This window comes from Streptomyces sp. NPDC050211, from assembly GCF_040656035.1.
Lineage (GTDB): Bacteria > Actinomycetota > Actinomycetes > Streptomycetales > Streptomycetaceae > Streptomyces.
On record NZ_JBFALC010000075.1, the window covers coordinates 18,805 to 42,079 of the forward strand.

General features: G+C 71.1%; 20 protein-coding genes. 4 read left to right on the forward strand and 16 right to left on the reverse strand.

Annotation, left to right across the window (positions count from 1 at the left end; all coding sequences use genetic code 11):
* Nucleotides 1-744, forward strand: coding sequence for a nucleotidyltransferase domain-containing protein (locus tag AB0I98_RS42505; protein ID WP_362951339.1), 744 nt, complete (start codon nucleotides 1-3; stop codon nucleotides 742-744).
* On the opposite strand, the gene AB0I98_RS42510 is transcribed toward AB0I98_RS42505, so the two are convergent.
* The 15 genes from AB0I98_RS42510 to AB0I98_RS42580 form a co-directional block, all read right to left on the reverse strand.
* Nucleotides 670-1,425: a nucleotidyltransferase domain-containing protein gene (locus tag AB0I98_RS42510; RefSeq protein WP_362951341.1), complete on the reverse strand. Its 756-nt coding sequence runs from the start codon at nucleotides 1,423-1,425 to the stop codon at nucleotides 670-672. The two genes, AB0I98_RS42505 and AB0I98_RS42510, sit on opposite strands and share 75 nt — an antisense overlap.
* Before the next feature lie 3 nt (nucleotides 1,426-1,428).
* On the reverse strand, nucleotides 1,429-2,448 hold the full coding sequence (locus AB0I98_RS42515) for an ADP-ribosylglycohydrolase family protein (RefSeq protein WP_362951343.1): 1,020 nt from the start codon (nucleotides 2,446-2,448) through the stop codon (nucleotides 1,429-1,431).
* A complete protein-coding gene (locus AB0I98_RS42520) occupies nucleotides 2,445-3,173 on the reverse strand; it encodes an NUDIX domain-containing protein (RefSeq protein ID WP_362951345.1) in 729 nt (242 codons plus the stop codon). The genes AB0I98_RS42515 and AB0I98_RS42520 overlap by 4 nt, the downstream gene beginning before the upstream one ends.
* Before the next feature lie 78 nt (nucleotides 3,174-3,251).
* The gene (locus AB0I98_RS42525; protein ID WP_362951348.1) at nucleotides 3,252-4,667 is read right to left on the reverse strand and encodes an MFS transporter; all 1,416 of its coding nucleotides are present in this window, start codon (nucleotides 4,665-4,667) and stop codon (nucleotides 3,252-3,254) included.
* Nucleotides 4,668-4,718: 51 nt separating this feature from the next.
* On the reverse strand, nucleotides 4,719-5,276 hold the full coding sequence (locus AB0I98_RS42530; protein ID WP_362951349.1) for a TIGR03086 family metal-binding protein: 558 nt from the start codon (nucleotides 5,274-5,276) through the stop codon (nucleotides 4,719-4,721).
* The gene (locus AB0I98_RS42535) at nucleotides 5,273-6,244 is read right to left on the reverse strand and encodes a sigma-70 family RNA polymerase sigma factor (protein WP_362951351.1); all 972 of its coding nucleotides are present in this window, start codon (nucleotides 6,242-6,244) and stop codon (nucleotides 5,273-5,275) included. The genes AB0I98_RS42530 and AB0I98_RS42535 overlap by 4 nt, the downstream gene beginning before the upstream one ends.
* A gap of 96 nt (nucleotides 6,245-6,340) precedes the next feature.
* On the reverse strand, nucleotides 6,341-7,429 hold the full coding sequence (locus AB0I98_RS42540) for a pseudouridine synthase (protein ID WP_362951353.1): 1,089 nt from the start codon (nucleotides 7,427-7,429) through the stop codon (nucleotides 6,341-6,343).
* An 11-nt stretch (nucleotides 7,430-7,440) separates the two neighbouring features.
* Nucleotides 7,441-8,091, reverse strand: coding sequence for an SMC-Scp complex subunit ScpB (gene scpB / locus AB0I98_RS42545; RefSeq protein ID WP_328367272.1), 651 nt, complete (start codon nucleotides 8,089-8,091; stop codon nucleotides 7,441-7,443).
* Complete coding sequence (locus tag AB0I98_RS42550; RefSeq protein WP_362951354.1) at nucleotides 8,088-9,149, reverse strand: segregation/condensation protein A; 1,062 nt, start codon at nucleotides 9,147-9,149, stop codon at nucleotides 8,088-8,090. The genes scpB and AB0I98_RS42550 overlap by 4 nt, the downstream gene beginning before the upstream one ends.
* A gap of 18 nt (nucleotides 9,150-9,167) precedes the next feature.
* A complete protein-coding gene (locus AB0I98_RS42555; RefSeq protein ID WP_362951355.1) occupies nucleotides 9,168-9,752 on the reverse strand; it encodes a hypothetical protein in 585 nt (194 codons plus the stop codon).
* Nucleotides 9,737-10,873, reverse strand: coding sequence for a ParA family protein (locus AB0I98_RS42560; protein ID WP_362951357.1), 1,137 nt, complete (start codon nucleotides 10,871-10,873; stop codon nucleotides 9,737-9,739). Before AB0I98_RS42560 ends, AB0I98_RS42555 begins: the two co-directional genes overlap by 16 nt.
* A gap of 414 nt (nucleotides 10,874-11,287) precedes the next feature.
* The gene (gene ald, locus AB0I98_RS42565; RefSeq protein WP_362951358.1) at nucleotides 11,288-12,412 is read right to left on the reverse strand and encodes an alanine dehydrogenase; all 1,125 of its coding nucleotides are present in this window, start codon (nucleotides 12,410-12,412) and stop codon (nucleotides 11,288-11,290) included.
* A gap of 130 nt (nucleotides 12,413-12,542) precedes the next feature.
* Nucleotides 12,543-14,600: a tetratricopeptide repeat protein gene (locus tag AB0I98_RS42570; protein WP_362951360.1), complete on the reverse strand. Its 2,058-nt coding sequence runs from the start codon at nucleotides 14,598-14,600 to the stop codon at nucleotides 12,543-12,545.
* A gap of 162 nt (nucleotides 14,601-14,762) precedes the next feature.
* A complete protein-coding gene (locus AB0I98_RS42575; RefSeq protein WP_362951362.1) occupies nucleotides 14,763-15,389 on the reverse strand; it encodes an NUDIX hydrolase in 627 nt (208 codons plus the stop codon).
* Nucleotides 15,390-15,471: 82 nt separating this feature from the next.
* Entirely contained in the window at nucleotides 15,472-17,139 is a 1,668-nt protein-coding gene (locus tag AB0I98_RS42580) for a CTP synthase (protein ID WP_362951364.1), read from the reverse strand.
* Nucleotides 17,140-17,598: 459 nt separating this feature from the next.
* On the opposite strand from AB0I98_RS42580, the gene AB0I98_RS42585 reads away from it, so the two are divergent.
* A complete protein-coding gene (locus tag AB0I98_RS42585) occupies nucleotides 17,599-19,401 on the forward strand; it encodes a glycoside hydrolase family 15 protein (RefSeq protein WP_362951366.1) in 1,803 nt (600 codons plus the stop codon).
* Nucleotides 19,402-19,553: 152 nt separating this feature from the next.
* Complete coding sequence (locus tag AB0I98_RS42590) at nucleotides 19,554-20,936, forward strand: FAD-binding oxidoreductase (RefSeq protein WP_362951368.1); 1,383 nt, start codon at nucleotides 19,554-19,556, stop codon at nucleotides 20,934-20,936.
* On the opposite strand, the gene AB0I98_RS42595 is transcribed toward AB0I98_RS42590, so the two are convergent.
* Nucleotides 20,923-21,882, reverse strand: a complete 960-nt coding sequence (locus AB0I98_RS42595; protein WP_362951370.1) for an LLM class F420-dependent oxidoreductase — start codon at nucleotides 21,880-21,882, stop codon at nucleotides 20,923-20,925. The genes AB0I98_RS42590 and AB0I98_RS42595 overlap by 14 nt on opposite strands.
* Nucleotides 21,883-21,975: 93 nt before the next feature.
* Between AB0I98_RS42595 and AB0I98_RS42600 the strand changes: the two genes are divergently transcribed.
* A partial coding sequence (locus AB0I98_RS42600; RefSeq protein ID WP_362951372.1) for a PucR family transcriptional regulator ligand-binding domain-containing protein occupies nucleotides 21,976-23,275 on the forward strand: 1,300 nt, incomplete at its 3' end.

Consider the following 23,275-nt stretch of genomic DNA (forward strand, 5'->3'; position numbering starts at 1 on the left):
ATGCAGCCCGAGGCCCTGGTGCGCGACCACACGATCTACTCCTGCGTGATGGGTTCGCGCGCCTTCGGCCTGGCCACGGACGGCAGCGACACCGACCGCCGGGGTGTGTACGCGGCCCCCACTGCCCTCTTCTGGCGCTTCGAGAAGCCGCCGACGCATGTGGAGGGGCCGGCCGAGGAGCAGTTCAGCTGGGAGCTGGAGCGCTTCTGCGAGCTGGCCCTGCGCGCCAATCCGAACGTCCTGGAGTGCCTGCACTCCCCGCTCGTGGAGTACGTCGACGACACGGGCCGCGAGCTGATCGCCCTGCGCGGGGCGTTCCTCTCCCGCCAGGCCCACGAGACGTTCGCCCGGTACGCCCTGGGCCAGCGCCACAAGCTCGACGCCGACGTCCGCAATCACGGCGCCCCGCGCTGGAAGCACGCCATGCATCTGCTGCGCCTGCTGATGAGCGTCCGCGACCTGCTGCGCACGGGCGAGCTCACGATCGACGTCGGCGACCGCCGCGAGCCACTGCTGGCGGTGAAACGCGGTGAAGTCCCCTGGCCCGAGGTCGAGTCCTGGATGACCCGCCTGGCAACCGAGACGGACGAGGCGTACCGGCACAGCCCACTCCCCGCCGAACCGGACCGCCGACGCATCGAGGACTTCCTCACCCGCGTCCGCCGTACGTCAGCCCTCCAACCGGACCCGTACGACGAAGTCGTGCAGGGCGTCGTACCCGGCCGGAGCATCCGCCAGGCCTGACACCGCCTGCGCCTCGTCCAGCACTCCATGCAGCCGCTCGATGTCCCCTTGCACGCGCGCGTGCAGGGCGACATCGGCCGCCCCGTGCTCCTGTTCCGCCTTCGCCGCGATCAGCTCCGGCACATAGGCCGGTGCCTCGGCGATCTCCCCGAGGAGTGTGGGCAGATGGGCCTGCACCTCGCCGCTGCGCATCAGCTGGATGCCGGTGAGCAGCACACGGAACGTGTAGAGCAGCGGCTTGAGTTCGCCGGTCTTCTCGAACAGCCGCCACTGCGTCACCGCGAAGCCCCGGTAGTGGTGGGCGTGGTGACTGGTGAGGACGCCGGGGGCGAGGGCGGCGAGTTCCCGGTGGGCGTCGGTGGTGTGCACGACGAGCGGCGAGAGCAGCTGCTCCAGCACATAGCCGTTGCGGCGCAGCATCAGCCGTACGAACTTGCGCAGGTCGTGCGTGACGAGGTCCATCTCGACGCCGTCCCGGTCCCACATCCTGGACCGGGTCTCCTCGGGCTCCCGCAGTCCGACCAGATCGGCGGCCGGCAGCAGATGCACGCCCCGCAGGTCAACGTCCGAGTCGCGGGACGGGAAGCCGTACAGGTGCGCGCCGGAGACGGTGGCGAACAGCAGCGGGTCGGGCTGTTCGGCCACCACCGGGGTCAGGTCGAGGTCCAGGGTGTCGATCACGGGTCAAGCGTCCCAGAGGGCCCCGAGGGTCAGCAGGTCGCCTCGGTACTCGATGCGGTCGGCCCACTCCGTGGGCCATGCGTCGGCGCCGAGGTATGCGCCGGCGAACGCGCCCGCGAGGCAGGCGATGGAGTCCGAGTCGCCGGAAGAGCAGGCGGCCCGGCGCAGGGCGGTCAGGGGTTCGTCGACGAAAAGCAGGAAGCACAACAGTCCGGTCGCCAGGGCTTCTTCGGCGATCCAGCCCGCACCGGTGGCCAGGCACGGGTCGGTCTCGGGCGACACGGTCCGTACCGCGTCCTGGAGGCGGTCGAGCATCGCCAGGCACTCGTCCCAGCCGCGCGCGATGAAGTGCTCGGCCGTCGGGTCCTGGCTGCGCGTCCACAGGTCGCCGAGCCAGCGGTGGTGGTACGTGGAACGGTGCTCCAGGGCGTATGACCGCAGCAGCCCGACCAGTCCGGTCGGCTCGGCGCCCTGCGCCAGCAGTCGTACGGCATGCGCGGTGAGGTCCGACGTGGCCAGCGCCGTCGGGTGCCCGTGGGTGAGTGCGGATTGCAACTGGGCGGCGCCCGCGCGCTGTTCGTCGCTGAGGCCGGCGATGAGGCCGAGGGGCGCTACGCGCATGTTGGCGCCGCAGCCCTTGGAGTCAATCTGGCTGGCTTCCTGCCAAGGGCGGTCGTCCTCCAGCAGGACACACGCCCGGATGCAGGTGTTGCCGGGCGCCCGGTTGTTCTCCGGGGAGCGGTTCCAGGCGATGAACTCCCGCCGCACCGACTCGGCCATCGCCGACGGCTCCAGCACCCCCCGGTCCATCGCCGCCCGCAACCCTTTCCCCAGAGCCAGCGTCATCTGCGTGTCGTCCGTGACGATCGCGGGCCTCGGCAGCCCCATCTCCCGCCAGGGGCCGAACTTGGCGAGGATCGACGGCACGTCGTTGAACTCGGTGGGGAAGCCGAGCGCGTCGCCGAGGGCGAGTCCGGTGAGGGCTCCGGTGGCGGCGCGCTTGGCGACGGTCGTGGCGGTCATACGGGGCGTCCTTCCCGGGACGGTCGGAGGAGGGGCGGATGCAGGGCGGTGGCGGTGCCCGCGCGGTACAGCGCAGCCGGTTTGCCGCGGCCACCGGTCAAGCGGGCGGCGCCGGGGACGGGTTCGACGAAGCCCGGCGTGGCGAGCACCTTGCGCCGGAAGTTGGGCCGGTCCAGCGCGGTGCCCCACACGGCCTCGTAGACCTGCTGCAGCTCACCGAGGGTGAACTCGGGCGGACAGAAGGCGGTGGCGAGGCAGGTGTACTCGAGCTTGGCGCCGACGCGGTCGTGGGCGTCGGCCAGGATGCGGTCGTGGTCGAAGGCGAGGGGTTGTGCAATGTCACATTCCACCCAGCGCGCCTGCGCCGCGTCGCTGCCCGCATGCGCCTCCGGTGCGTTCGGCAGCAGCGCCGCGAACGCCACGGACACGACCCGCATCCGGGGGTCGCGGTCGGGCTCGCTATAGGTCCGCAGCTGCTCCAGGTGCAGCCCGGAGACGTCCACCAGGCCGGTCTCCTCGGCGAGTTCACGCCGGGCCGCCGTCTCCGCCGACTCGTCGGGCTGCACGAATCCGCCGGGCAGCGCCCATTGTCCGGCGTACGGCTCCTGCCCGCGCTCGACGAGCAGCACGTGCAGTGCGCCCGCGCGCAGGGTCAGGACGGCGAGGTCGACGGTGACGGCGAAGGGTTCGTGCGCGTACTTGTCGTAGCCGGTCGGCACGGTCACATCCGCTCGCCCCCTTTATGGTCAGCGCGACTAATAGTCACCACGACTATAAAGGGGGCGACGGGACTGTACAACCCCTCAACTGGCCCCGCGCGACGGTGCGAACGCCGCGGCCGCCGCTCCGACCGCCGCGATCCCCGCCGTCACCCACAGCGCCGGACCCGCTCCGTCGACAAAGGTCTCCGGTGTGGCATAGCTGCCGTACGTCGTGAACACGGCCGCGGCGACGGCCACTCCGAAGACGCCGCCCAGCTCGCGCAGCGCGTTGTTGACCCCGGCCGCCACACCGGCGTCACCGAGCGGCACGGACGCGGTCACCGCGTTGGCCACGCTCGGGAAGACCATGGAGATGCCGACGCCGGCGATGATCAGCGGGCCGACGAGACGGTCGTATCCGACGCCCGGTTCGACCTGCCAGGCCAGCAGTGCGAGGCCGGTCGCCTGCAGCACCAGGCCGCCCAGCATGAAGGGCCGGGTTCCGTACCGGTCCGCGAGAGCGCCCGCGATCGGCGCGATCAGGAGCGGCGTGGCGTTCCAGACGAGGATCCGTACGCCCGCCTCCAGCGGGTTGTAGCCGAGCCCGAGCTGGAAGAGCTGCGTGGTCATGAAGAGGGCGCCGAGCAGTGAGGCAAACAGCATGAAGGCCGAGGCGTTGGCGGTGGAGAAGGAGCGCCGGCGGAAGTACTCCAACGGCAGCATGGGATAGCGGGCCCCCTTCCACTCCCACCTCAGGAAAGCCGCCACGAACACCACACCGACGGTCAGCGCGGCCAGTGTCTCGGCGCTCCCCCAGCCCACCTCGGGCGCCCGCACCGGCGCCCAGGCCAGGCCCGTCAGCCCGACGGCCGCCAACACCAGCCCCACGATGTCGAGTTGGGGCCGTGTGCCATAGCTCTCGCGCAGCTTGGTGGCGGCCAGGGGCAGCATCGCAAGGCCGATGGGCACGTTCAGCCAGAAGATCCACTGCCAGGACAGGCCCTCGGTCACCGCACCGCCGAGCACAGGTCCGGCCGCCACGCCGAGGCCGGTCACCCCGCCCCACACCCCGATCGCCACGCCCCGCTTCTCCGCCGGGAACGCCTCGCTGATGAGGGTCAGGGTGAGCGGGAGGAGTACGGCCGCCCCGGCGCCCTGCACCGCGCGCGCGGTGATCAGCTGGCCGGGGCCGCTCGCGAGGGCCGCGGCGGCGGAAGCCAGGGTGAAGAGGGCGAGCCCGGCGACATACATGCGCCGCCGGCCGAAGCGGTCGCCGAGCGCGGCGCCGGTCAGGGTCAGACAGGCGAAGACGAGGTTGTAGGCGTTGATCGTCCACTCCAGCTGGGACAGGCTCGCCCCGAAGTCGGCCCGCAGCGCGGGCAGCGCGGTGGCGACGACCACGACGTCCAGGGAGCACAGCAGGGCCCCGAGCCCGGCGAGCATCACCGTCCACGCGCGCGGGGGTGGTGCCTTGGCGGTGGGCGCGGTACCGAGGGGGACCTTGAGGGTCTCGGTCATGACAGTGCCTTCCGTGAGTTCTTGAGGTCACTCACGGAAGGCAGACCGGGCTCACCCCGGAAAGGAATCGCGGCGCCCGAGGAACGCCAGCAGCCGGGCTTCCGGCCGCGCGGACATCGGCACGGCGAGCTGCGCGGCGAACCGCACTCCCCGGTCCGCGTCCGCCACGACATGCCGGGCGACGGGCAGCAGCTCGACCGCGAGCGGGCCCGGAATGCGCCGTGGCCGCCCGCAGGCCTGGGCCACGTCCCAGCCGTGCACGGCGATCTCGACGGCACCCACGGCGGCCATCACCCGCACGTCCAGCGGCCGTTCGCCGACCAGGACCCGGTCGCGGGGACCGGACGCCGCCCACGCGCCGAGCACCGCGCACGCGCGCGTGCGGACGCCGCACGCCGGGTCGGCTCCGGGACGCGTGGGCACCAGCGCTATCCGCCCGCCGGTCAGCCCCTCGTGCAGCGCGTCCAGCGAGTCACCGAGATGCCCGAGCAGCTCCTCCAGATCCCACCCCGCACACGGCGTCCGCCGCCCCAGCCCCGCCCGCTCCACCCCGGCCACGCACCCCAGCGCATAGGCGAGTGAACGCTCCAACAGCTCCCCGGAGTTCATGACGTCACCTCCGGCATCCCGAAGCGGTCGAAGAGTTCGACGAGTCCCGGATCGATGAAGACGGTCATCCGCGCGACCGCGCCGTCCGACACCGTGAGCACCTGCAGCGAGTGCGCCCGGTAGATGCCGTCCGCTTCCCGCTTGTACATCGCCACCGCCGGCTGTCCGTTCGCGCGCGCGGGCAGCATCCGGACGAGGCCCTTCTCGCCCACCCGCAGCTCCAGGAACCGCAGCACGTCCTTCCTCCCGCTGAACCACTCCAGATAGGGCGGCATCTCCAGTTCGACGCCGTCCTGGAGCAGCTCGGCCAGCGCCTCCATGTCGGCGTTCTCGAAGGCGGCCATATACCGGTCGAGCACCTCCCGGTCGGCCGCGCCCTCCGGCTCCACGACGAGGTCCTCGTCCGGGGCCGCCTCGTCGAGCCGGGCACGCGCGCGCTGGAGGGTGCTTTTCACGGCCGCCGTCGAGGTCCCGAGGAACGCGGCGACCTCGGCCGCCCGCCACGCCAGCACGTCCCGCAGGATCAGCACGGCCCGCTGCCGCGCGGGCAGGTTCTGCAGCGCGGCGACGAGCGCGAGCCGCAGACTGCCGCGCGCGGCGACGACGGTCGCGGGGTCGATGAGCGCATCCGGCAGCGGCTGCAGCCACGGAACGTCCGTCACAGGCGCCCTCAGCGGCTCCTCAGGCGCCTCTGAGGCCGCCCCGAGCCCGCGGGGCAGCGGACGGCGCGTACGGCTCTCCAGCGCCGTCAGACACGTGTTGGTGGCGATCCGGTGCAGCCAGGTCCGCAGGGAGGCCCGGCCCTCGTAGCCGTCGTAGGACCGCCACGCCCGCAGATACGTCTCCTGCACCAGGTCCTCGGCCTCGTCGACCGAGCCCAGCATCCGGTAGCAGTGCGCGAGCAGCTCCCGCCGGTACGGATCCGTCAGCCGTACGAACTCCTCGCGGTCCGTCGTCGTCGCAGCCATGCCGCTCCCTCCGTCACCGATACAGACCGCGGGGAGCGCGAAAACGAATCGGCCGGCCCGAAAGAAAATCCGGGACCGGCCGTCACGTACCGGCTTCTAGAGATCGACTTCGTTCATCAGCATCCCGACCTCGGTGTTCGACAGCCGTCGCAGCCAGCCCGACTTCTGGTCGCCCAGGGTGATCGGGCCGAAGGCCACGCGCACCAGCTTGTCAACCGGGAAGCCGGCCTCCGCGAGCATGCGGCGCACGATGTGCTTGCGCCCCTCGTGAAGCGTGACCTCCACGAGGTAGTTCTTGCCGGTCTGCTGGACGACCCGGAAGTGGTCCGCGCGCGCGTAGCCGTCCTCCAGCTGGATGCCGTCCTTGAGCTGCTTGCCCAGGTCTCGCGGGATCGGGCCCACGATGTGCGCGAGGTAGACCTTCTTCACGCCGTACTTGGGGTGGGTCAGCCGGTGCGCCAGCTCGCCGTGGTTGGTGAGCAGGATGACGCCCTCGGTCTCGGTGTCGAGCCGCCCGACGTGGAAGAGCCGCGTCTCGCGGTTCGTCACGTAGTCACCGAGGCACTGACGCCCCTCGTTGTCCTCCATCGTCGAGACGACACCGGCGGGCTTGTTCAGCGAGAAGAACTGGTACGACTGCGTGGCGACGGTCAGCCCGTCGACCTTGACCTCGTCCTTCTCCGGGTCGACCCGCTTGCCCTGCTCCAGGACGATCTCACCGTTGACCTCGACCCGCGCCTGCTCGATGAGCTCCTCGCAGGCACGCCGGGAGCCGTAGCCCGCGCGCGCGAGGATCTTCTGCAGCCGCTCGCCCTCCTGCTCGGCGCCCGGGAAGGTCTTGGGCGGCTTGACGTCCTTCTTGCCCGCGTACCGCTCGCGGTTGCGTTCCTCGGCCCGCGCGTCGTACTCACGGGACGTGGCCGGAGCCCAGCGCCCCCGCCCGGCGCCCTGACCCTGCTTGGGCCCGCCCTTGGCGCCCCCGCGCGCGGAGCTGCCGCGCCCGGACTTCGGGCCCTCATGGCTCCCGCCGGGGCCCACGTCGTAACGGCGCTCCTCGGGGCGGGGCTTGCTGGGACGGCCCTGACCCTGGCCCTGCCCCTGCTTCTGGTCCCTGTTGTTGCCGGCGCCGCGGTTGTTACCCCGCCCGCCGGTCCCGCCACTCTTGCCGCTGCCGCTGCTTCGCATCAAAGTTCCGTCTAGTCGTCTGCGTCGTCTGCACCGGGCGCATCGGGTGCGTCCGGGTCGAACGACGGCACCCCTTCCTGGGTCTCGGCCTCGATCGCCTCCGCCTCCGGGAGGAAGGGCGCGAGCTCCGGGAGCTCGTCCAGACCGCGTAGGCCCATCCGCTCCAGAAAGTAGTTCGTCGTCGTGTACAGGATCGCACCTGTTTCGGGTTCCGTGCCCGCCTCCTGGACGAGACCCCGTTGCAGGAGGGTCCGCATGACCCCGTCACAGTTCACTCCCCGCACCGCCGAGACCCGGCTGCGGCTGACCGGCTGCCGGTACGCCACGACCGCGAGCGTCTCCAGCGCCGCCTGCGTGAGCCGGGCGGTCTGGCCCTCCAGGGCGAGCCGCTCCACGGCGGGGGCAAACTCTGGGCGGGTGTAGAAACGCCAGCCGCCGGCGACGAGCCGCAGCTCGAAGCCGCGGCCCTGCACGGTGTAGTCGTCGGCCAGCTCCCGCAGCGCCTTGGTGATCTGCCGCTTGGGCCGCTCCAGTATCTTCGCGAGGTGCTCCACGGTCGCGGGTTCGTCGACGACCATGAGGACAGCCTCCAGGGCGGGCTTCAGCTCCAGGTCGGCGACGGCGCGCAGCCCGGCCGGCAGCTCGGTGGTGTCCTCGCTCACGCCTTCTTCTCCTCGTCCTTGGGCGGCTCGGGCGGCCGGTCGAACTCGTCGGTCACCATCGGCTCCGCGTCCCCCTCGCCGGTCCAGCGCACCATCAGCTCCCCGAGGGCGGTCTCCTGCTCCAGCGCCACGGCCTTCTCCCGGTACAGCTCCAGCAGCGCCAGGAAGCGGGCTACGACCGTCAGCGTGTCCTCGGTGTCCTCGATCAGCGAGCGGAAGCTGGCCTCGCCGAGTTCCTTCAGGCGCGCGACCACGATCCCGGCCTGCTCCTGCACGCTGACCAGCGGCGCGTGGATGTGGTCGACGTACACCTGCGGCTTGGGCTTGGGCTGCATCGCCTTGATGGCGAGCTTGGCGAACCCTTCCGCTCCGATGCTGATGACGACCTCGGGCAGCAGCTCGGCGTGGTGGGGCTCCAGCCCGACCGTACGGGGATAGCGGCGTGCCTCCTCGTCCAGCCGGCGGCTGAAGATGTCGGCGATCTGCTTGTACGCGCGGTACTGCAGCAACCGCGCGAAGAGCAGGTCACGCGCCTCGAGGAGCGCGAGGTCGGCCTCGTCCTCGACCTCCGCCGACGGCAGCAGCCGCGCCGCCTTCAGATCGAGCAGCGTGGCCGCGACGACCAGGAACTCGGTCGTCTGGTCGAGGTCCCAGTCCGGGCCCATCGCCCTGATGTGCGCCATGAACTCGTCGGTGACCTTGGACAGGGCCACTTCGGTGACGTCGAGCTTGTGCTTAGAGATCAGCTGGAGGAGAAGATCGAAGGGACCCTCGAAGTTGGACAGCCGAACCTTGAAGACCCCGTCGGACTCGCCACCGTCCTGCGGGACCGGCTCGACGACCTCGGGAACCACAGGTTCCGGCTCCGGGACGACCGTCTCAGGAACTACAGGTTCCGGCTCCGGGACAACAACCTCAGGAGCCTCAGGTTCCGGCTCCACGCCGACCGGCGCCGCCTCGGGAACCGGCTCGACCCGCGGAGCGCCCGCGCCCCGCCCCAGCGCACGCCGACGCCCGGCGGAGCCGGACGCGGGGGCGGGAAGGTCGTTCGAGGTCATAGCCCCCGCAGGCTACCGCTACCGCCCACGGAGCCGGCGTACGAGGATGCTCGCGTCCCCACGGGACTCCAGGTCGGCCAGCACCACGGCCACCGCCTCGCGCACGATGCGCCCGCGGTCGACCGCCAGCCCGTGCTCACCGCGGAGCACCAGCCGTGCGTGCTCCAGGTCCATGAGTTCCTCGGCGGAGACATACACGGTGATCTTCTCGTCGTGCCGCTCCCGCCCGCTGGGCCGGCGCGCGGCGGCCCGCCCCCCGCGCTTGCGGGGCTGAGCGGATGCGGCCGCCGCACCAGCGCCAGAACCTTCCTGCGCCCCCTGACGTCGCGCGGAACGCTCCGCGGCGGCGGCCCGGTTGCGCGACTCTCCGGCGTCGACCGACTCCGCGTCGGCCGCGGCATGCTCGGCCCCGTCGCCGTCACCGCCCTGGGCGGGCACCGACTGCGGCGCGTCCTCCGCGGCGGCGGCGTCGCTCTCCCCCGCCGGAGCCGGCACCCGGGCCTCTCCGTTGGCCTGGCGCCGGGGAGTGGACGCCTGGAGCGCCATCCCCCCTGTCGTACGGAACAGTTCGTCGGCCCCCGGCAGACTCACTCGGCGTGACACCGGGCGAGCACCTCCCTGGCGAGCTGGCGATAGGCGGCGGCACCGACGGAGTTGGAGGCGTACGTGGTGATCGGCTCACCGGCGACCGTGGTCTCCGGGAAGCGGACCGTGCGGCCGATGACCGTGTGGTAGACGTGATCGTCGAACGCCTCGACGACACGCGCGAGCACCTCACGGCTGTGCACGGTGCGCGAGTCGTACATCGTGGCGAGGATCCCGTCGAGCTCCAGCTCCGGGTTGAGCCGCTCCTGGACCTTCTCGATCGTCTCCGTCAGCAGCGCCACGCCACGCAGGGCGAAGAACTCGCACTCGAGCGGCACGATCACCTTGTGAGCCGCCGTCAGGGCGTTCACGGTGAGCAGGCCGAGCGAGGGCTGACAGTCGATCACGATGTAGTCGTAGTCGGCCATCAGCGGCTTGAGCGCCCGCTGCAGCGTGGATTCGCGCGCGACCTCGGACACCAGCTGTACCTCGGCGGCCGACAGGTCGATGTTGCTCGGGAGCAGGTCCATGTTGGGGACCGCGGTCTTCAGGAGCACCTCGTCGGCCGCCATGCCCCGCTCCATGAGCAGGTTGTAGACGGTGAGGTCGAGCTCCATCGGATTGACGCCGAGACCGACCGACAGCGCGCCCTGCGGGTCGAAGTCCACGAGCAGGACTCGGCGTCCGTACTCCGCGAGCGCGGCACCCAGGTTGATGGTCGACGTCGTCTTGCCGACGCCGCCCTTCTGGTTGCACATCGCGATGATCTTCGCGGGACCGTGGTCGGTCAGCGGACCCGGGATCGGGAAGTACGGCAGCGGCCGTCCGGTCGGGCCGATGCGCTCACGGCGCTGGCGGGCAGCGTCGGGCGCGAGCGTGGCCGCGTACTCGGGGTCGGGCTCGTACTCCGCGTCGGGATCGTAGAAGTGCCCGTCGGGCAGTTCGTCGTAGTCGGCGAAGTGGTTGTGGGGCGCGCCACTTCCGTCGCCGGCCATGGCGTTCACGTGATGGCCATCCATGCTCTGGTGTGCTGGCTGAGTCACACCTGACTTCAGGTGAGTCTGTTGGGCTGCGAAGGTGCGCACCGCTACGGAGCCGACAGCCTCGAACCCCGCGGGGCGCTCGGCCCGTGCAGGCATTCCTGGTTGACCACCCCCGGGAGAAAATGTCGACTCATTCACAAGTCGTCTTACCTCCTTGGTGACCAGGAAACTTCTAGACAGGTCAGCGTGGCACCATGCCGACGGTTGGCGACTCTATGGCGTGTCGGGCGTCCGCAGCAACACAATCCGCCGGACCCGGCAGGATGTGTCGGCAATGAAACATCCCTCTGTCAAGGGCGTACGGCCGTCGCACGGCAGGTTTCACCGGTGTACGAATCGGTTCAAGGGTTACGTTCGAGGCGAGTTGACCGAGAGCCGCAAAGTGACCATACACACACTCGGCCGGACCTTGTCGGGCAAGGTCCGGCCGGGTGTGCGACGTTGACGACCTGTGTTGACGTATCGCCTTTACGAAAAGGTGACTTAGCCGCAAGGCCGGTCCGGCGCGGCTCAGCCGAGCAGTGACTCCAGCTCCACGTGCTCCACCCCGTGCGCCTCTGCGACCTCGCGGTAAACCACTTTGCCGTCATGGGTGTTGAGGCCCTTGGCGAGCGCGGGGTCACGGCGCAGCGCCTCGACCCAGCCTCGATCGGCGAGCTCGACGATGTACGGCAGCGTCGCGTTGGTGAGCGCGTAGGTGGAGGTGTTGGGCACCGCGCCGGGCATGTTGGCGACGCAGTAGAAGACCGAGCCGTGGACCGGGAAGGTCGGCTCGGCGTGGGTGGTGGGACGGGAGTCCTCGAAGCAGCCGCCCTGATCGATCGCGATATCGACAAGGACACTTCCCGGCTTCATCCGCGAAACGAGCTCGTTGGTGACGAGCTTCGGCGCCTTGGCGCCCGGGATGAGCACGGCGCCGATGACGAGGTCGGCATCGAGGCAGGCCTTCTCGAGTTCGAAGGCGTTGGAGACGACGGTCTGGATCTTCGTACCGAAGATCTTGTCGGCCTCTTTGAGCTTGTTGATGTCGCGGTCGAGCAGGGTCACGTGGAAGCCCATGCCGATGGCGATCTGCGCGGCGTTCCAGCCGGAGACGCCGCCGCCGATGACCACGGCCCGGCCGGCCAGCACGCCAGGGACACCGCCGGGCAGCACACCGCGGCCGCCGTTGGCGCGCATCAGGTGGTAGGCGCCGACCTGCGGGGCGAGCCGGCCCGCGACCTCGGACATGGGGGCGAGCAGCGGGAGGGCACGGGTGGGCAGCTCGACGGTCTCGTAGGCGATCGCGGTCGTGCCGGACTCCAGCAGTGCGTCGGTGCACTCCTTGGACGCGGCCAGGTGCAGGTAGGTGAAGAGCGTCTGGTCCTTGCGGAGGCGGTGGTACTCCTCGGCGATGGGCTCCTTGACCTTCAGCAGCAGGTCGGCGGTGGCCCACACCTCGTCGGCGGTGTCCAGGATCTGAGCGCCGGCGGCCACGTACTCGGTGTCCGGGATCGAGGAGCCGACACCGGCGTCGTGCTCGATGACGACCTGGTGGCCGTGGCGCACCAGCTCATGCACGCCGGCGGGGGTGATGGCCACCCGGAACTCGTTGTTCTTGACCTCGCGGGGGATGCCGACCTTCACGTCGATCACGGTCCTTGGCTCAGAGGGTGCATTACAAGACTTACCCGGACGTGCGTGGGCACACCAGGAGACACCGCGGGAGAAGGTGCGGCAGAGCCAGTCTAATGAAGGTGTTCCCGCTGTCTAGCCTTTCATTGCTTCAATCTTCGTCGGATGTACTGCGGATTTCGCAGGTGTTAGGACCTTGTTCCGGCTCTGGATCACTCTCCGGGAGCTCCTCACCCAGCATGCGCTCGGCCGCCCCGCGATGCAGTCGGGCGGCCGTGGGGTCGCCGAGCCGGTCCAGGGTGTCGGCGAGCCTGAGCTGCAGCGCGGCCTGCAGCCGTACGTCCTCGGCGCGACGGGCCCACTCGATCGCCTCGTGGCAGGTGCGCAGCGACTCCTCGGGCCGTCCCGCGTACTCCTGGACCCGCGCCAGCTCGCTCAACGCCCGTGCCTGGGCGGCCACATCGCTGTTCTTGCGATACCCGGCGACCGCGGCGCGCCAGCAGCGCAGCGCCTCGCCGTAGCGGCCCGCATAGGTGTGGGCTGCGGCGATACGGCCGTACAGCCGGGCCACGTCCTCGCGCTCGCCGCGCGCCAGCCGCTCGGCGAGGGCCCGGCCGAACCAGTCGGCGGCCCGGTCGTAGTCCCCCAGCTCCTGGTGCGCGCCGCCTACGGATTCCATCGCGCGCCCGGTCGCATACGGATCGTTCGCTTCGCGTCCGGCGTCCAGAGCCGCGCGATAGCGGACCAGCGCCTCGGCGGTACGGCCGGTCTGCGCGTCCAGATCACCGAGGTTCAGCAGCGCGGCGGCCTTCTCGCGGGGCAGCTTGCGGCGCTCGGCGACATCGAGGACCAGGCGGTGGATGTCGTACAGGTCGGATGCGGCGGCCCGGGTGCCGAAGTGGGCCGCCATCGCACGCACCAGCTGGGCCATCAGGCGCCGGGCCAGGGTGTCCAGCTCCCCGTCGGCGACCGCGAGCCGCGCCGACGCGAGCAGGGCGGGCCTGCGGACGGTCAGCCAGTCGGCGGCGGCGCGCGGGCTGGGGAAGCGCAGGGAGCGCGGCATGCCGACGAGCTTCTCGCGGGCGAGCGGGCTGTCGGTCTCGGTGATCGCCCGGCACGACTGCAGCAGGCGCACGGTCCGCTCCAGCATGCGGGCGCGCGCGAGCTGGAGCTCGGCGGGGCGGTCCTGGGTCTCGGTGAGCGCCTTGAGCAGGGGGTGCAGACAGCCGGGGACCTGGTACTGCGGCAGCGGCGCGGGCAGGCTCCGCAGCAGGCCGAGGGAGACCAATTCGTCCAGGGCGGTGTGGGCGCCGTCCACCGAGCAGCCGGCGAGCGCGGAGGCGGTGTGCGGGTCGACCAGGCCGGCCGGGGCGAGGGAGAGCAGGCGCAGTATCCGGGCTGCGGTGCTCGGCAGGGAGGCGTAGGCGAGCCGGAAGACCCGGCTGAGCGGCGTGCCGTCGTCACCCTCCGCATGCAGCTGCTTGGCGAAGTCGGCGACGGCCGCCTTCGGGCGGGCGGCGAGCCAGCCGCCGGCCAGCATCAGCGCGGCGGGCTGGGCCTGGCACTCCTCGACGAGCCCTTCGGCGGCCCGCGGGTCGACGGTGATGCGGACCGAGCCGGTGTGCCGGGACAGCAGTTCCACGGCCGACTTGGTGTCGAGGCCGCCCAGGGTGCACGGGCGGACGTCCGCGATCCCGGTCAGCGGGCCGCCGGACACGGCGACGACCAGGCATTCCGCGGTGTCCGGCAGCAGCGCGTCGACCTGCTCCGCGGTGGCGGCGTCATCGAGCAGGAGCAGGACACGCCGGTCGGCGAGGGCGGTGCGCAGCACGTCGGTCAGGTCGTCGTCACGGGCGCCGGGCGGGGTGGGCAGTTCCAGGGCGGTGAGCAGTTCGCGGGCGGTGCGCTCGACGGGGACGGGGCTGCCGTCGGGCTCGCTCAGACGCGCTCGCAGCACTCCGTCCCGGTAACGGTCCGCTACCTGCCGGACCAGCTCCTCGGCGAGTGCGGTACGTCCCGAGCCGGGCCTGCCCGCGATGAGCAGCACGCGCGCGCGGGGGGCCTTGCGGCCGGAGAGGGTGTCCAGTCCCGCGCGCTCGATGTCGGCGCGCAGCTCCTTCAACTCCCGTGTGCGACCCAGGAATCGAGACTCCGCAGCAGTGTGTGCGGACAGCCGCACGCCACCGGTGTCCACCGCCTGATCCGTCACGGGCCACACTCCCGTCCCACCACACGTGCCAACCCGCCGGGACTCCGGCTCGGGCATTTTCAGAGCCTAGTTCACGCTCTGCAACGTTCCGTGACGAGCGCGGCGGACACGTCGCCCGATCGGATCAGCCGATGGTCACACCGGGTGTGGGCCAACCGTGTTTCAGGCCTCGAAGGGTCGCGCCGGCCAGGACGCGTCCGCGGGGCGCAGTGCGTCGAGTCCGTCACCCTGCTGGGCGGCGACCAGTGAAAGGACGCCCACGATCAGGCAGTTGTTGTGCAGCTCGCCCGCGAGCACGCCCCGGACCAGCTCGTCGACGGGCACGCGCGCGTACTCCAGGTCGGTCTCCTCGTGCTCGACCTCGAAGCGCTCCCCGTCGGCCTCGGACAGATCGCGGGCGAGGAAGATCCGTACGGCCTCGTCGCAGCCGCCGGGGGTGGTGTAGACGTCGGTCAGCACCCGCCAGTCCTCGGCCTTGACGTGCGCCTCCTCGTACAGCTCGCGCTGGGCGGCGTGCAGCGGGTTCTCGCCGGGGATGTCGAGCAGACCGGCCGGGATCTCCCACAGCTTCTGCCGTACGGGGTGGCGGTACTGCCTGATGAGCAGGACACGGCCGTCGTCGTCGAGGGCGAGGACGGCCACGGAGCCGGGGTGGACCTGGTAGTCACGGCGGACGACCGAGCCGTCGGGCATGACCACCTCGTCGGTGCGGACGGAGGTCTTGTTGCCCACGAAGGGGGTCTCCGTCGCCCGGATCTCCCACTCCTCGGGAGTGTCCTTGATGGTCATGCCGTGTCCTTCCGGATGTGCAAGAAAAAAACCGGGGCGCGACCTTGAAGGTACGCACCCCGGCAACCGTACAACTGGTGTGTTACTTGGAATTCTTCCGCTCGACCGAGGCCTTCACCAGCCCGGCGAACAGCGGATGCGGACGCGTCGGACGCGAGCGCAGCTCGGGGTGCGCCTGGGTCGCGACCAGATAGGGGTGGACGTCACGCGGATACTCGACGTACTCGACGAGCTTGCCGTCCGGCGAGGTGCCCGAGAAGACGATGCCGGCCTTCTTCTCCAGCTCCGCGCGGTAGGCGTTGTTCACCTCGTACCGGTGACGGTGCCGCTCCTCGACGTACTCCTTGCCGTCGTACACCTCACGCACGATGGACCCCTCGGCGAGCTTGGCCGGGTACATGCCCAGCCGCATCGTGCCACCCATGTCGCCCTCGCCCGCGACGATGTCGAGCTGCTCGGCCATGGTGGAGATCACCGGGTGGCCGGTGGCGGAGTCGAACTCGGTGGAGTTGGCGTCCGAGATGTCGAGCAGGTGGCGCGCGGCCTCGATCACGATGCACTGCAGGCCCAGGCAGAGTCCGAGCAGCGGGATCTTGTTCTCGCGGGCGTACTTGATCGCGCCGACCTTGCCGAGCACACCGCGGTCGCCGAAGCCGCCCGGGATGCAGATGCCGTCGACGTCGGCGAGCTGCGCCTTGGCGCCGGCCGGGGTCTTGCAGTCGTCCGAGGTGACCCACTTGATCTTCACGCGGGCCTTGTTGGCGAAGCCGCCCGCGCGCAGCGCCTCGGTGACCGAGAGGTAGGCGTCGGGCAGGTCGATGTACTTGCCGACCAGGGCGAGGGTGATCTCGTGGTCGGGGTTGTGGACGCGGTCGAGCAGGTCGTCCCAGGTCGTCCAGTCCACATCGCGGAAGGGCAGGTCCAGCTTGCGGACGACATAGGCGTCCAGGCCCTCGCCGTGCACGGTCTTCGGGATGTCGTAGATGGACTTGGCGTCGGGGCAGGCGACCACGGCCGACTCGTCGACGTCGCACATCAGCGAGATCTTGCGCTTGATCGCGCCCGGCACCTCGCGGTCGCTGCGCAGCACGATCGCGTCCGGCTGGATACCGATGTTCCTCAGGGCCGCAACCGAGTGCTGGGTCGGCTTCGTCTTCAGCTCTCCCGAGGGGCCGATGTAGGGCAGGAGCGAGATATGGACGACGAAGACGTTGTCACGGCCGACCTCGTGCCGGACCTGGCGGACCGTCTCCAGGAACGGCAGCGACTCGATGTCGCCGACGGTGCCGCCGACCTCGGTGATCACGACGTCGACCTCGTCGGTGGCCATACGGCGGATACGGTGCTTGATCTCGTTGGTGATGTGCGGGATGACCTGCACGGTGTCACCCAGGTACTCACCGCGCCGCTCCTTGGCGATCACCGTCGAGTAGACCTGCCCTGTAGTGACATTGGCGGAGCCGTCCAAGTCACGGTCGAGGAAGCGCTCGTAGTGTCCGATGTCCAGGTCCGTCTCGGCGCCGTCGTTGGTGACGAACACCTCACCGTGCTGGAACGGGTTCATCGTGCCCGGGTCGACGTTCAGATACGGGTCGAGCTTCTGCATCACGACGCGCAGGCCCCTGGCCTTGAGCAGCATGCCGAGGCTCGAGGCCGTCAGGCCCTTGCCGAGAGAGGAGGCGACACCCCCGGTGACGAAGATGTGCTTGGTCGTCGTGGCTGTGTTATTTCGAAAAACAGCGGGCGGCATGGCCAAGAGGGGGCTCCCGTGGTCGCGGTCTGGGTGGCGTTCCGGGGTTTTTCTCCCACCGGTCCACGGGCTACCAGGGTATCAGCGCCAGGGGGCGATGGCTTCCGGCCACGCTCCGCACACGGGTCGGCACGGACACGTACCGCTTACTTCTTTCTCACCCGTTGCTCACCCGTTCGGCGCACCCGCGTTGCCCGGAGCGGCACGCAGATCATCTACGTGCGTCGTATCCTGCTCGGACACTCGCTGCCGAGCCCGGCCGGCAAAACGGCACCACCCCAGCCCGTACCCACCGGAACAACGAGAGCTCGTCAGTTCGTTGAGCAACGACTGTTGTTTTGCCTCATGGCATGAGCGACTGATTTGCTTCATCGCTCAACGACGTATGACAAAGACCCCTTGACCGCACTAGCGACAGCCCCCTTGTGGGGTGACGTGGCCGTTCGACTGGAGTTGCACGTGGCCGGGCGCATCGAAGACTACGCACTCATCGGAGACATGCAGACCGCTGCCCTGGTCTGCCGGGACGGCACAGTGGACTGGCTGTGCCTGCCCCGCTTCGACTCGCACGCCATCTTCGCCGGTCTGATGGGCACCGAGGAGCACGGCTTCTGGCGGCTCGGCCCCGCGCACGCGGCCGACGCCGCGCCGCCCGTCGCGGCCCGGCGCACCTACCGCGGGGACTCGCTGATCCTGGAGTCCGAATGGGACACCCCGCGCGGCACGGTCCGGGTCATCGACTTCATGCCCCCGCGTGACGGCGCCCCGCAGCTCATCCGGATCGTGGAGGGCGTCTCGGGCCGCGTCCCGATGCGCTCGGCGCTGAGGATGCGGTTCTCCTACGGCCGGATCGTCCCGTGGGTGCACCGGCACGAGGGCCGCACGGTGGCCGTCGCGGGCCCCGACTCCGTGTGGTTCGACACATCCGCCGAGACCTACGGCAAGTCGCTCACGACGTACTCGGACTTCACCGTCGGACCGGGCGACCGGATCGCGTTCACCATCTCCTGGGAGCCCTCGCACAAGGAGCCGCCGCCGCTGCCGGAGCCGGAGCAGTCGCTGGAGGCGACCGAGGACTTCTGGCGCGACTGGGTGGAGCACTGCACGTACCACGGCCCCTACCGTGAGGCGGTGATCCGCTCGCTGATCACGCTCAAGGCGCTGACGTACGGCCCGACCGGCGGCATCGTCGCCGCCCCCACCACCTCCCTGCCGGAGGAGATCGGCGGCGTCCGCAACTGGGACTACCGCTACACCTGGCTCCGCGACGCGGCGATCACGCTCTCCTCGCTGCTGCGCACCGGCTACCGCGAGGAGGCCCGCGCCTGGCGCGAATGGCTGCTGCGCGCGGTCGCCGGCGACCCCGAGAACCTGCAGATCATGTACGGCATCGCGGGCGAGCGCGAGCTGGGCGAGGCCGAGCTGGACTGGCTGCCCGGCTACGAGAACTCCGCCCCGGTCCGGGTCGGCAACGGCGCCGCGCACCAGCTCCAGCTGGATGTGTACGGCGAGGTCACCGAGGCCCTGCACCTCGCGCACATGACGGGCCTGGCCCGCAACGACTACGCCTCGCTGCTCCAGCTCAAGCTGATCCGCTATCTGGAGCGGCACTGGGACGAGCCGGACGAGGGCATCTGGGAGGTGCGCGGCCCGCGCCGCCACTTCGTGCACTCCAAGGTCATGGCGTGGGTCGCGGTCGACCGCACGATCAAGCTGATCGAGTCCGGTGACGCGGACGGCCCGCTGGAGCGCTGGCGCGAGCTGCGCGACGACATCCACCGGGATGTGTGTGAGAAGGGTTACGACAAGGAGCGCAACACCTTCACGCAGTCGTACGGCTCGAAGGAGCTGGACGCCTCGCTGCTGCTGATCCCGCAGATGGGCTTCCTGCCGCCGGACGACAAGCGGGTCATCGGCACCATCGAGGCGATCCAGCGCGAGCTGTCCACTGAGGACGGCTTCATCCTGCGCTACCCGACGCAGGGCGAGAACGAGGGCGTCGACGGCCTCCCGGGCGACGAGGGGGCGTTCCTCGCCTGCTCGTTCTGGATGGCCGACGACCTGGCGATGATCGGCCGCGTCGACGAGGCCCGCAAGCTCTTCGAGAAGCTGCTGTCCCTGCGCAACGACCTCGGTCTGCTGGCCGAGGAGTGGGACCCGCGCCTGCAGCGCCAGGTCGGCAACTTCCCGCAGGCCTTCAGCCACGTGCCCCTCATCGACACGGCACTGCGCCTGACGGCGTCCGGAGCCTACGGCGGCTGAACAGACTGCGGTTCGGCAGCGCCCCGAAGGGGCGCGGGGAACTGCGCGACCAGCCACGATGGCGCTGCAGCGAACCGACGGCTCATCGCGGCCTTCCAGCGGAGCGCCTAGGCTGGGAGCAAGCGATTGCCCCGGCATGGAAGGGGGCAGCCATGGCTTCCCTCTCGAAGGCGGGCGCGGCCCTCGCCGCGCTGCGTGAGGATCTCGCCGGTGAGGTGTTCGCTCCCGGGGATCCCGGTTACGACGAGGCGCGTGCCGTCTTCAACGCCATGATCGACCGGCGGCCCGCGGTGATCGCGCAGTGCGCGAACGTCGACGACGTCGTCCGGGCCGTGCGGTTCGGCCGGGAGCTGGACCTCAACGTCGCCGTGCGCGGCGGTGGGCACAGCGTGGCGGGTATGGCGGTCAACGACGGCGGTCTGGTGGTCGACCTGCGCCGGATGCACGAGGTGACCGTCCATCCGGGAGCCGAGGCGGTACGGGTCGAGGGCGGGGCCACCTGGGGCCATGTGGACCGGGCGACCCAGCCGCACGGCCTGGCGACCACGGGTGGCAGGGCCTCGACGACCGGCGTGGGCGGCTTCGTCCTCGGCGGCGGCACCGGCTGGCTGGACCGCTGCTGCGGGCTCGCCGTGGACAATCTGCTCGGCGTGGAGCTGGTCACCGCCGACGGCAACCGGGTGCACGCGAACGCGGACGAGAACCCGGAGCTGTTCTGGGCGCTGCACGGCGGTGGCGGCAACTTCGGCATCGCCACCGCGCTCACCCTGAAACTGCACGAACTGCCCGAGTTCGCCATCGCGATGCTGCTGTACGAGCCGGAGTTCGCGCCCGCTGCCGTCCGCACCTTCCGCGACGTCATCGAGTCCGGCCCGGACGAGGTGGGCGGCGGCGTCCTGTACTTCACCGGCCCGCCCGAGGAGTTCGTACCGCCGTCTCTGGTCGGCGAGTTGGTGTGCGGCGTGCTGCTGACGTACGCCGGTCCGGAGCAGGACATGCGCAAGTACGCCGATCCCCTGCTGGCGCTGAAGCACGAGGCGGAGATCGTCGGCGCGATGCCGTACGCCGACGTGCAGTGCATGATCGACGATCCGCCCGGCATGCGGCACTACTGGTCGGCGGAGTATCTGACCGGCGCACCGGACAACTACGTGGCCGTCTTCTGCACGGGCGCCCAGGGCATGCCCGTGCCGACCGGCACCCAGTTCGTGCTGCTCCCCCAGGGCGGTGCGATCGCCGCCGGCCCGCACGACTATCCGGTGCCCTACCGTGACGCGCCGTGGGCGGTGCACCCGTACGGCATGTGGCAGGATCCGGCGGACGATGAGCGGTGCGTCCAGTGGGTCCGCGACGTCCGCGCCGACGCCGGGCCGTGGAGCACCGGCGCGGTCTATCTGAACTTCATCGGCGACGAGGGCCCGGAGCGGGTGGTCGCGGGCCTCGGTCCGGAGAACACCCGGCGGATGGCGGCGCTGAAGCGGCAGTACGACCCCGACAACGTCTTCCGCTTCAACCACAACATCAGGCCTGCCTGAGGGCCGTCAGCGTGCGTTCCCCGCCTGGGTCGCCCGCCGTCGCCGGGACGAGGGCGATCTCGTCGAGCCCTGCCTCGGCGTACTCCTCGGCACGCGCGCGTACGGCGTCGACGTCGCCCACCAGGCCGACCGTGCCCGCCGCCTGAGCGGGCAGCGCCCGCACCAGCGTGACGGGGTCGGCACCGGTACGGGCCAGTTCGACGGCCTCCCCGAAACCGGCCGCCTCGAACATGTCGCTGTAGCCCGGCACCGTCAGATAGCCGGCGATGCTCCGCAGGACCTGCGCGAGGGAGTCCGGGTCCGGATCGACGGCGGCCGGCAGCCAGGCGGCCAGGGTCGGTGGCGAGGTACGGCCCGCGCGCTCCGCGGCGTCGGTCATCCGGGCGCGCAGGGTGCGGACCTGCTCCGGGGAGACGATGTCGAGCAGCATGCGGTCGGCGTGCGCGGCGGCCGTGGCGATCGCGCGGTCGCCGAACGCGGCCACGGTGAGCGGTCCGCCGGGCGGCTGCTGCCGCCGCCGGAAAGCGCTGCCGGGTACGACCGGCTCGCCGTACGCGCCGTGCAGCAGCTCTCGTACGGCAGCCGCGCTCTCCTCGAGTACGGCGGCGGGCCTGACCCGCGGGCGTCCGTGGACGCCCTCGACGACCCGCTTGCTGGAGGTGCCCAGCGCGACGCCGACCGGCCGGCCGGTGACGGCGGCGCAGGAGGCGGCGCCCCGGGCGATGGTGAACGGGTCGCGCACGGACACCGCCACGGGACCGGCGGTCAGCGCGACCCGCTCGGTGGCCCGCCCGATCGCCGTGGCGAGCACGAACGCGTCCCACGTCGGCCCCTCACCGGCCCACACCTCGCCGTACCCGAGCCGGTCGGCGACCACGGCGACCCTGAGCGGCTCCTCGACGGCACTGTCGTCCTCTCGCGCAACCGCGACCACACTGAAGTCCATGGCGGCGCGCTTACCCCGCCGCGCTGCCCGCAACCGCGACGAAGATCGTCCCGGAGATGTTGCGGGAGCGTCCGCGCAGGTACCGTCCGCAGCATGGACAGCCGCACGGACAGCCGTTTCGAGAGCCAGGGCGCCGGGATCACGGTTCAGCGGGCGCTGGAGCTGCCCGGGCTGCGCAGCGGACTGCCCGAAGTGCTCGCGGGCGCCGACCGGCTGCAGCGGACGGTGCGCTGGGTCCACGCGGGAGAGGTCCCGCACATCGCCTCGCTGCTCAAGGGCGGGGAACTGCTCCTGACGACGGGGTACGGGCTCGGCACCCGTCCGGCCGATCAGCGGGCGTTCGTCCGCACGCTGGCCGAGCGCGGGATCGCGGCCCTGGTGGTGGAGCTGGGCCCGCGCTTCACCCGCCTGCCCGCCGCCCTCGTCGAGACGGCCCGCAGCGCCGGGCTCCCCCTGGTCCAGCTGCACCGCGAGGTGCCCTTCGTGACGGTCACCGAGGAGATCCACACCGAGATCGTCAACGGCCACTACGCGCTGCTGCAGCGGGCCGAAGAGGTGCACCGGCGGTGCACGGAGGCCCTGTTGGGCGGTGGCGGGGTGCCGCAGGTACTCGGGATCCTGGCCGACTTCTGCGGCAACCCGGTCTTCCTGGAGACGACGGACGGGCAGCTGCTGTATGCCGCCGGTGCCGGGCCCGAGGGCGCGGATCCGCTGCAGGTGTGGGAGGGGCTGCGCGGCCAGCGCAAGGACGCCCCGCCGCCGGCCGGGTCGGTGCTCGTGGACGTGCCGGGCGGCGGCCCGGGAGCGGGGTCGGTGCGCGCCCGTCTCGCCCTGCTGCCGGTGCGGGCCCCGCTGGCGCCGGTGCACCGGATCGCCGCCGAGCGGGCCGCGAGCATCCTGGCCGTGGTGCTGATGCAGGCCCGCCAGGAGGAGGAGCTGGCGGCGCGGGGTCGGGGCGACTTCCTCACCGACCTCGCGGAAGGCCGTATCACGGCTCAGGACGCGCCCGCGCAGGCGCGCGTGCTGGGCTTCAAGCCGGGTGACAGTCCCCTGATGCCCGTGGTCATGCGGCTGGGCGACGCGCTCTCGCCTGGCGGTGGCTGGGCGGTGCTGGCGCGTGCGGTCTCGGAGGAGCTGGCGTCCGTGGGCGTGCCGGTCCTGCTCGGTGTACGACCGGTGGAGGGCCGTGTGCTGGTGCTGCTCGGGCTGCGGTCGGAGTCGGAGCGGGCACCCGTCGCGGACCGGGTCGCGGCGGCGCTGCGGGCGGGTGTGGAGCGGGCCGGGATGCAGCGGCCGGGCGCGCAGCCGCCTGTCGTGGTGGTCGGGGTGGCCGGCGGCTGGGCGGCGGCGTCGGCGGGGCTCAGGCACGCGGCCGAGACGGCGACGGCGGCGC

Excerpts from the sequence above, each read along its gene's own strand:
- AB0I98_RS42505 (WP_362951339.1), top strand. The coding sequence starts at position 1 with ATGCAGCCCGAGGCCCTGGTGCGCGACCACACGATCTACTCCTGCGTG.
- AB0I98_RS42590 (WP_362951368.1), top strand. The coding sequence starts at position 19,554 with ATGGCTTCCCTCTCGAAGGCGGGCGCGGCCCTCGCCGCGCTGCGTGAG.
- AB0I98_RS42540 (WP_362951353.1), bottom strand. The coding sequence starts at position 7,429 with ATGCGAAGCAGCGGCAGCGGCAAGAGTGGCGGGACCGGCGGGCGGGGT.
- AB0I98_RS42535 (WP_362951351.1), bottom strand. The coding sequence starts at position 6,244 with ATGGCTGCGACGACGACGGACCGCGAGGAGTTCGTACGGCTGACGGAT.
- AB0I98_RS42580 (WP_362951364.1), bottom strand. The coding sequence starts at position 17,139 with ATGCCGCCCGCTGTTTTTCGAAATAACACAGCCACGACGACCAAGCAC.
- AB0I98_RS42525 (WP_362951348.1), bottom strand. The coding sequence starts at position 4,667 with ATGACCGAGACCCTCAAGGTCCCCCTCGGTACCGCGCCCACCGCCAAG.
- AB0I98_RS42575 (WP_362951362.1), bottom strand. The coding sequence starts at position 15,389 with ATGACCATCAAGGACACTCCCGAGGAGTGGGAGATCCGGGCGACGGAG.
- AB0I98_RS42515 (WP_362951343.1), bottom strand. The coding sequence starts at position 2,448 with ATGACCGCCACGACCGTCGCCAAGCGCGCCGCCACCGGAGCCCTCACC.
- AB0I98_RS42595 (WP_362951370.1), bottom strand. The coding sequence starts at position 21,882 with ATGGACTTCAGTGTGGTCGCGGTTGCGCGAGAGGACGACAGTGCCGTC.
- AB0I98_RS42530 (WP_362951349.1), bottom strand. The coding sequence starts at position 5,276 with ATGAACTCCGGGGAGCTGTTGGAGCGTTCACTCGCCTATGCGCTGGGG.
- AB0I98_RS42550 (WP_362951354.1), bottom strand. The coding sequence starts at position 9,149 with ATGACCTCGAACGACCTTCCCGCCCCCGCGTCCGGCTCCGCCGGGCGT.
- AB0I98_RS42560 (WP_362951357.1), bottom strand. The coding sequence starts at position 10,873 with ATGCCTGCACGGGCCGAGCGCCCCGCGGGGTTCGAGGCTGTCGGCTCC.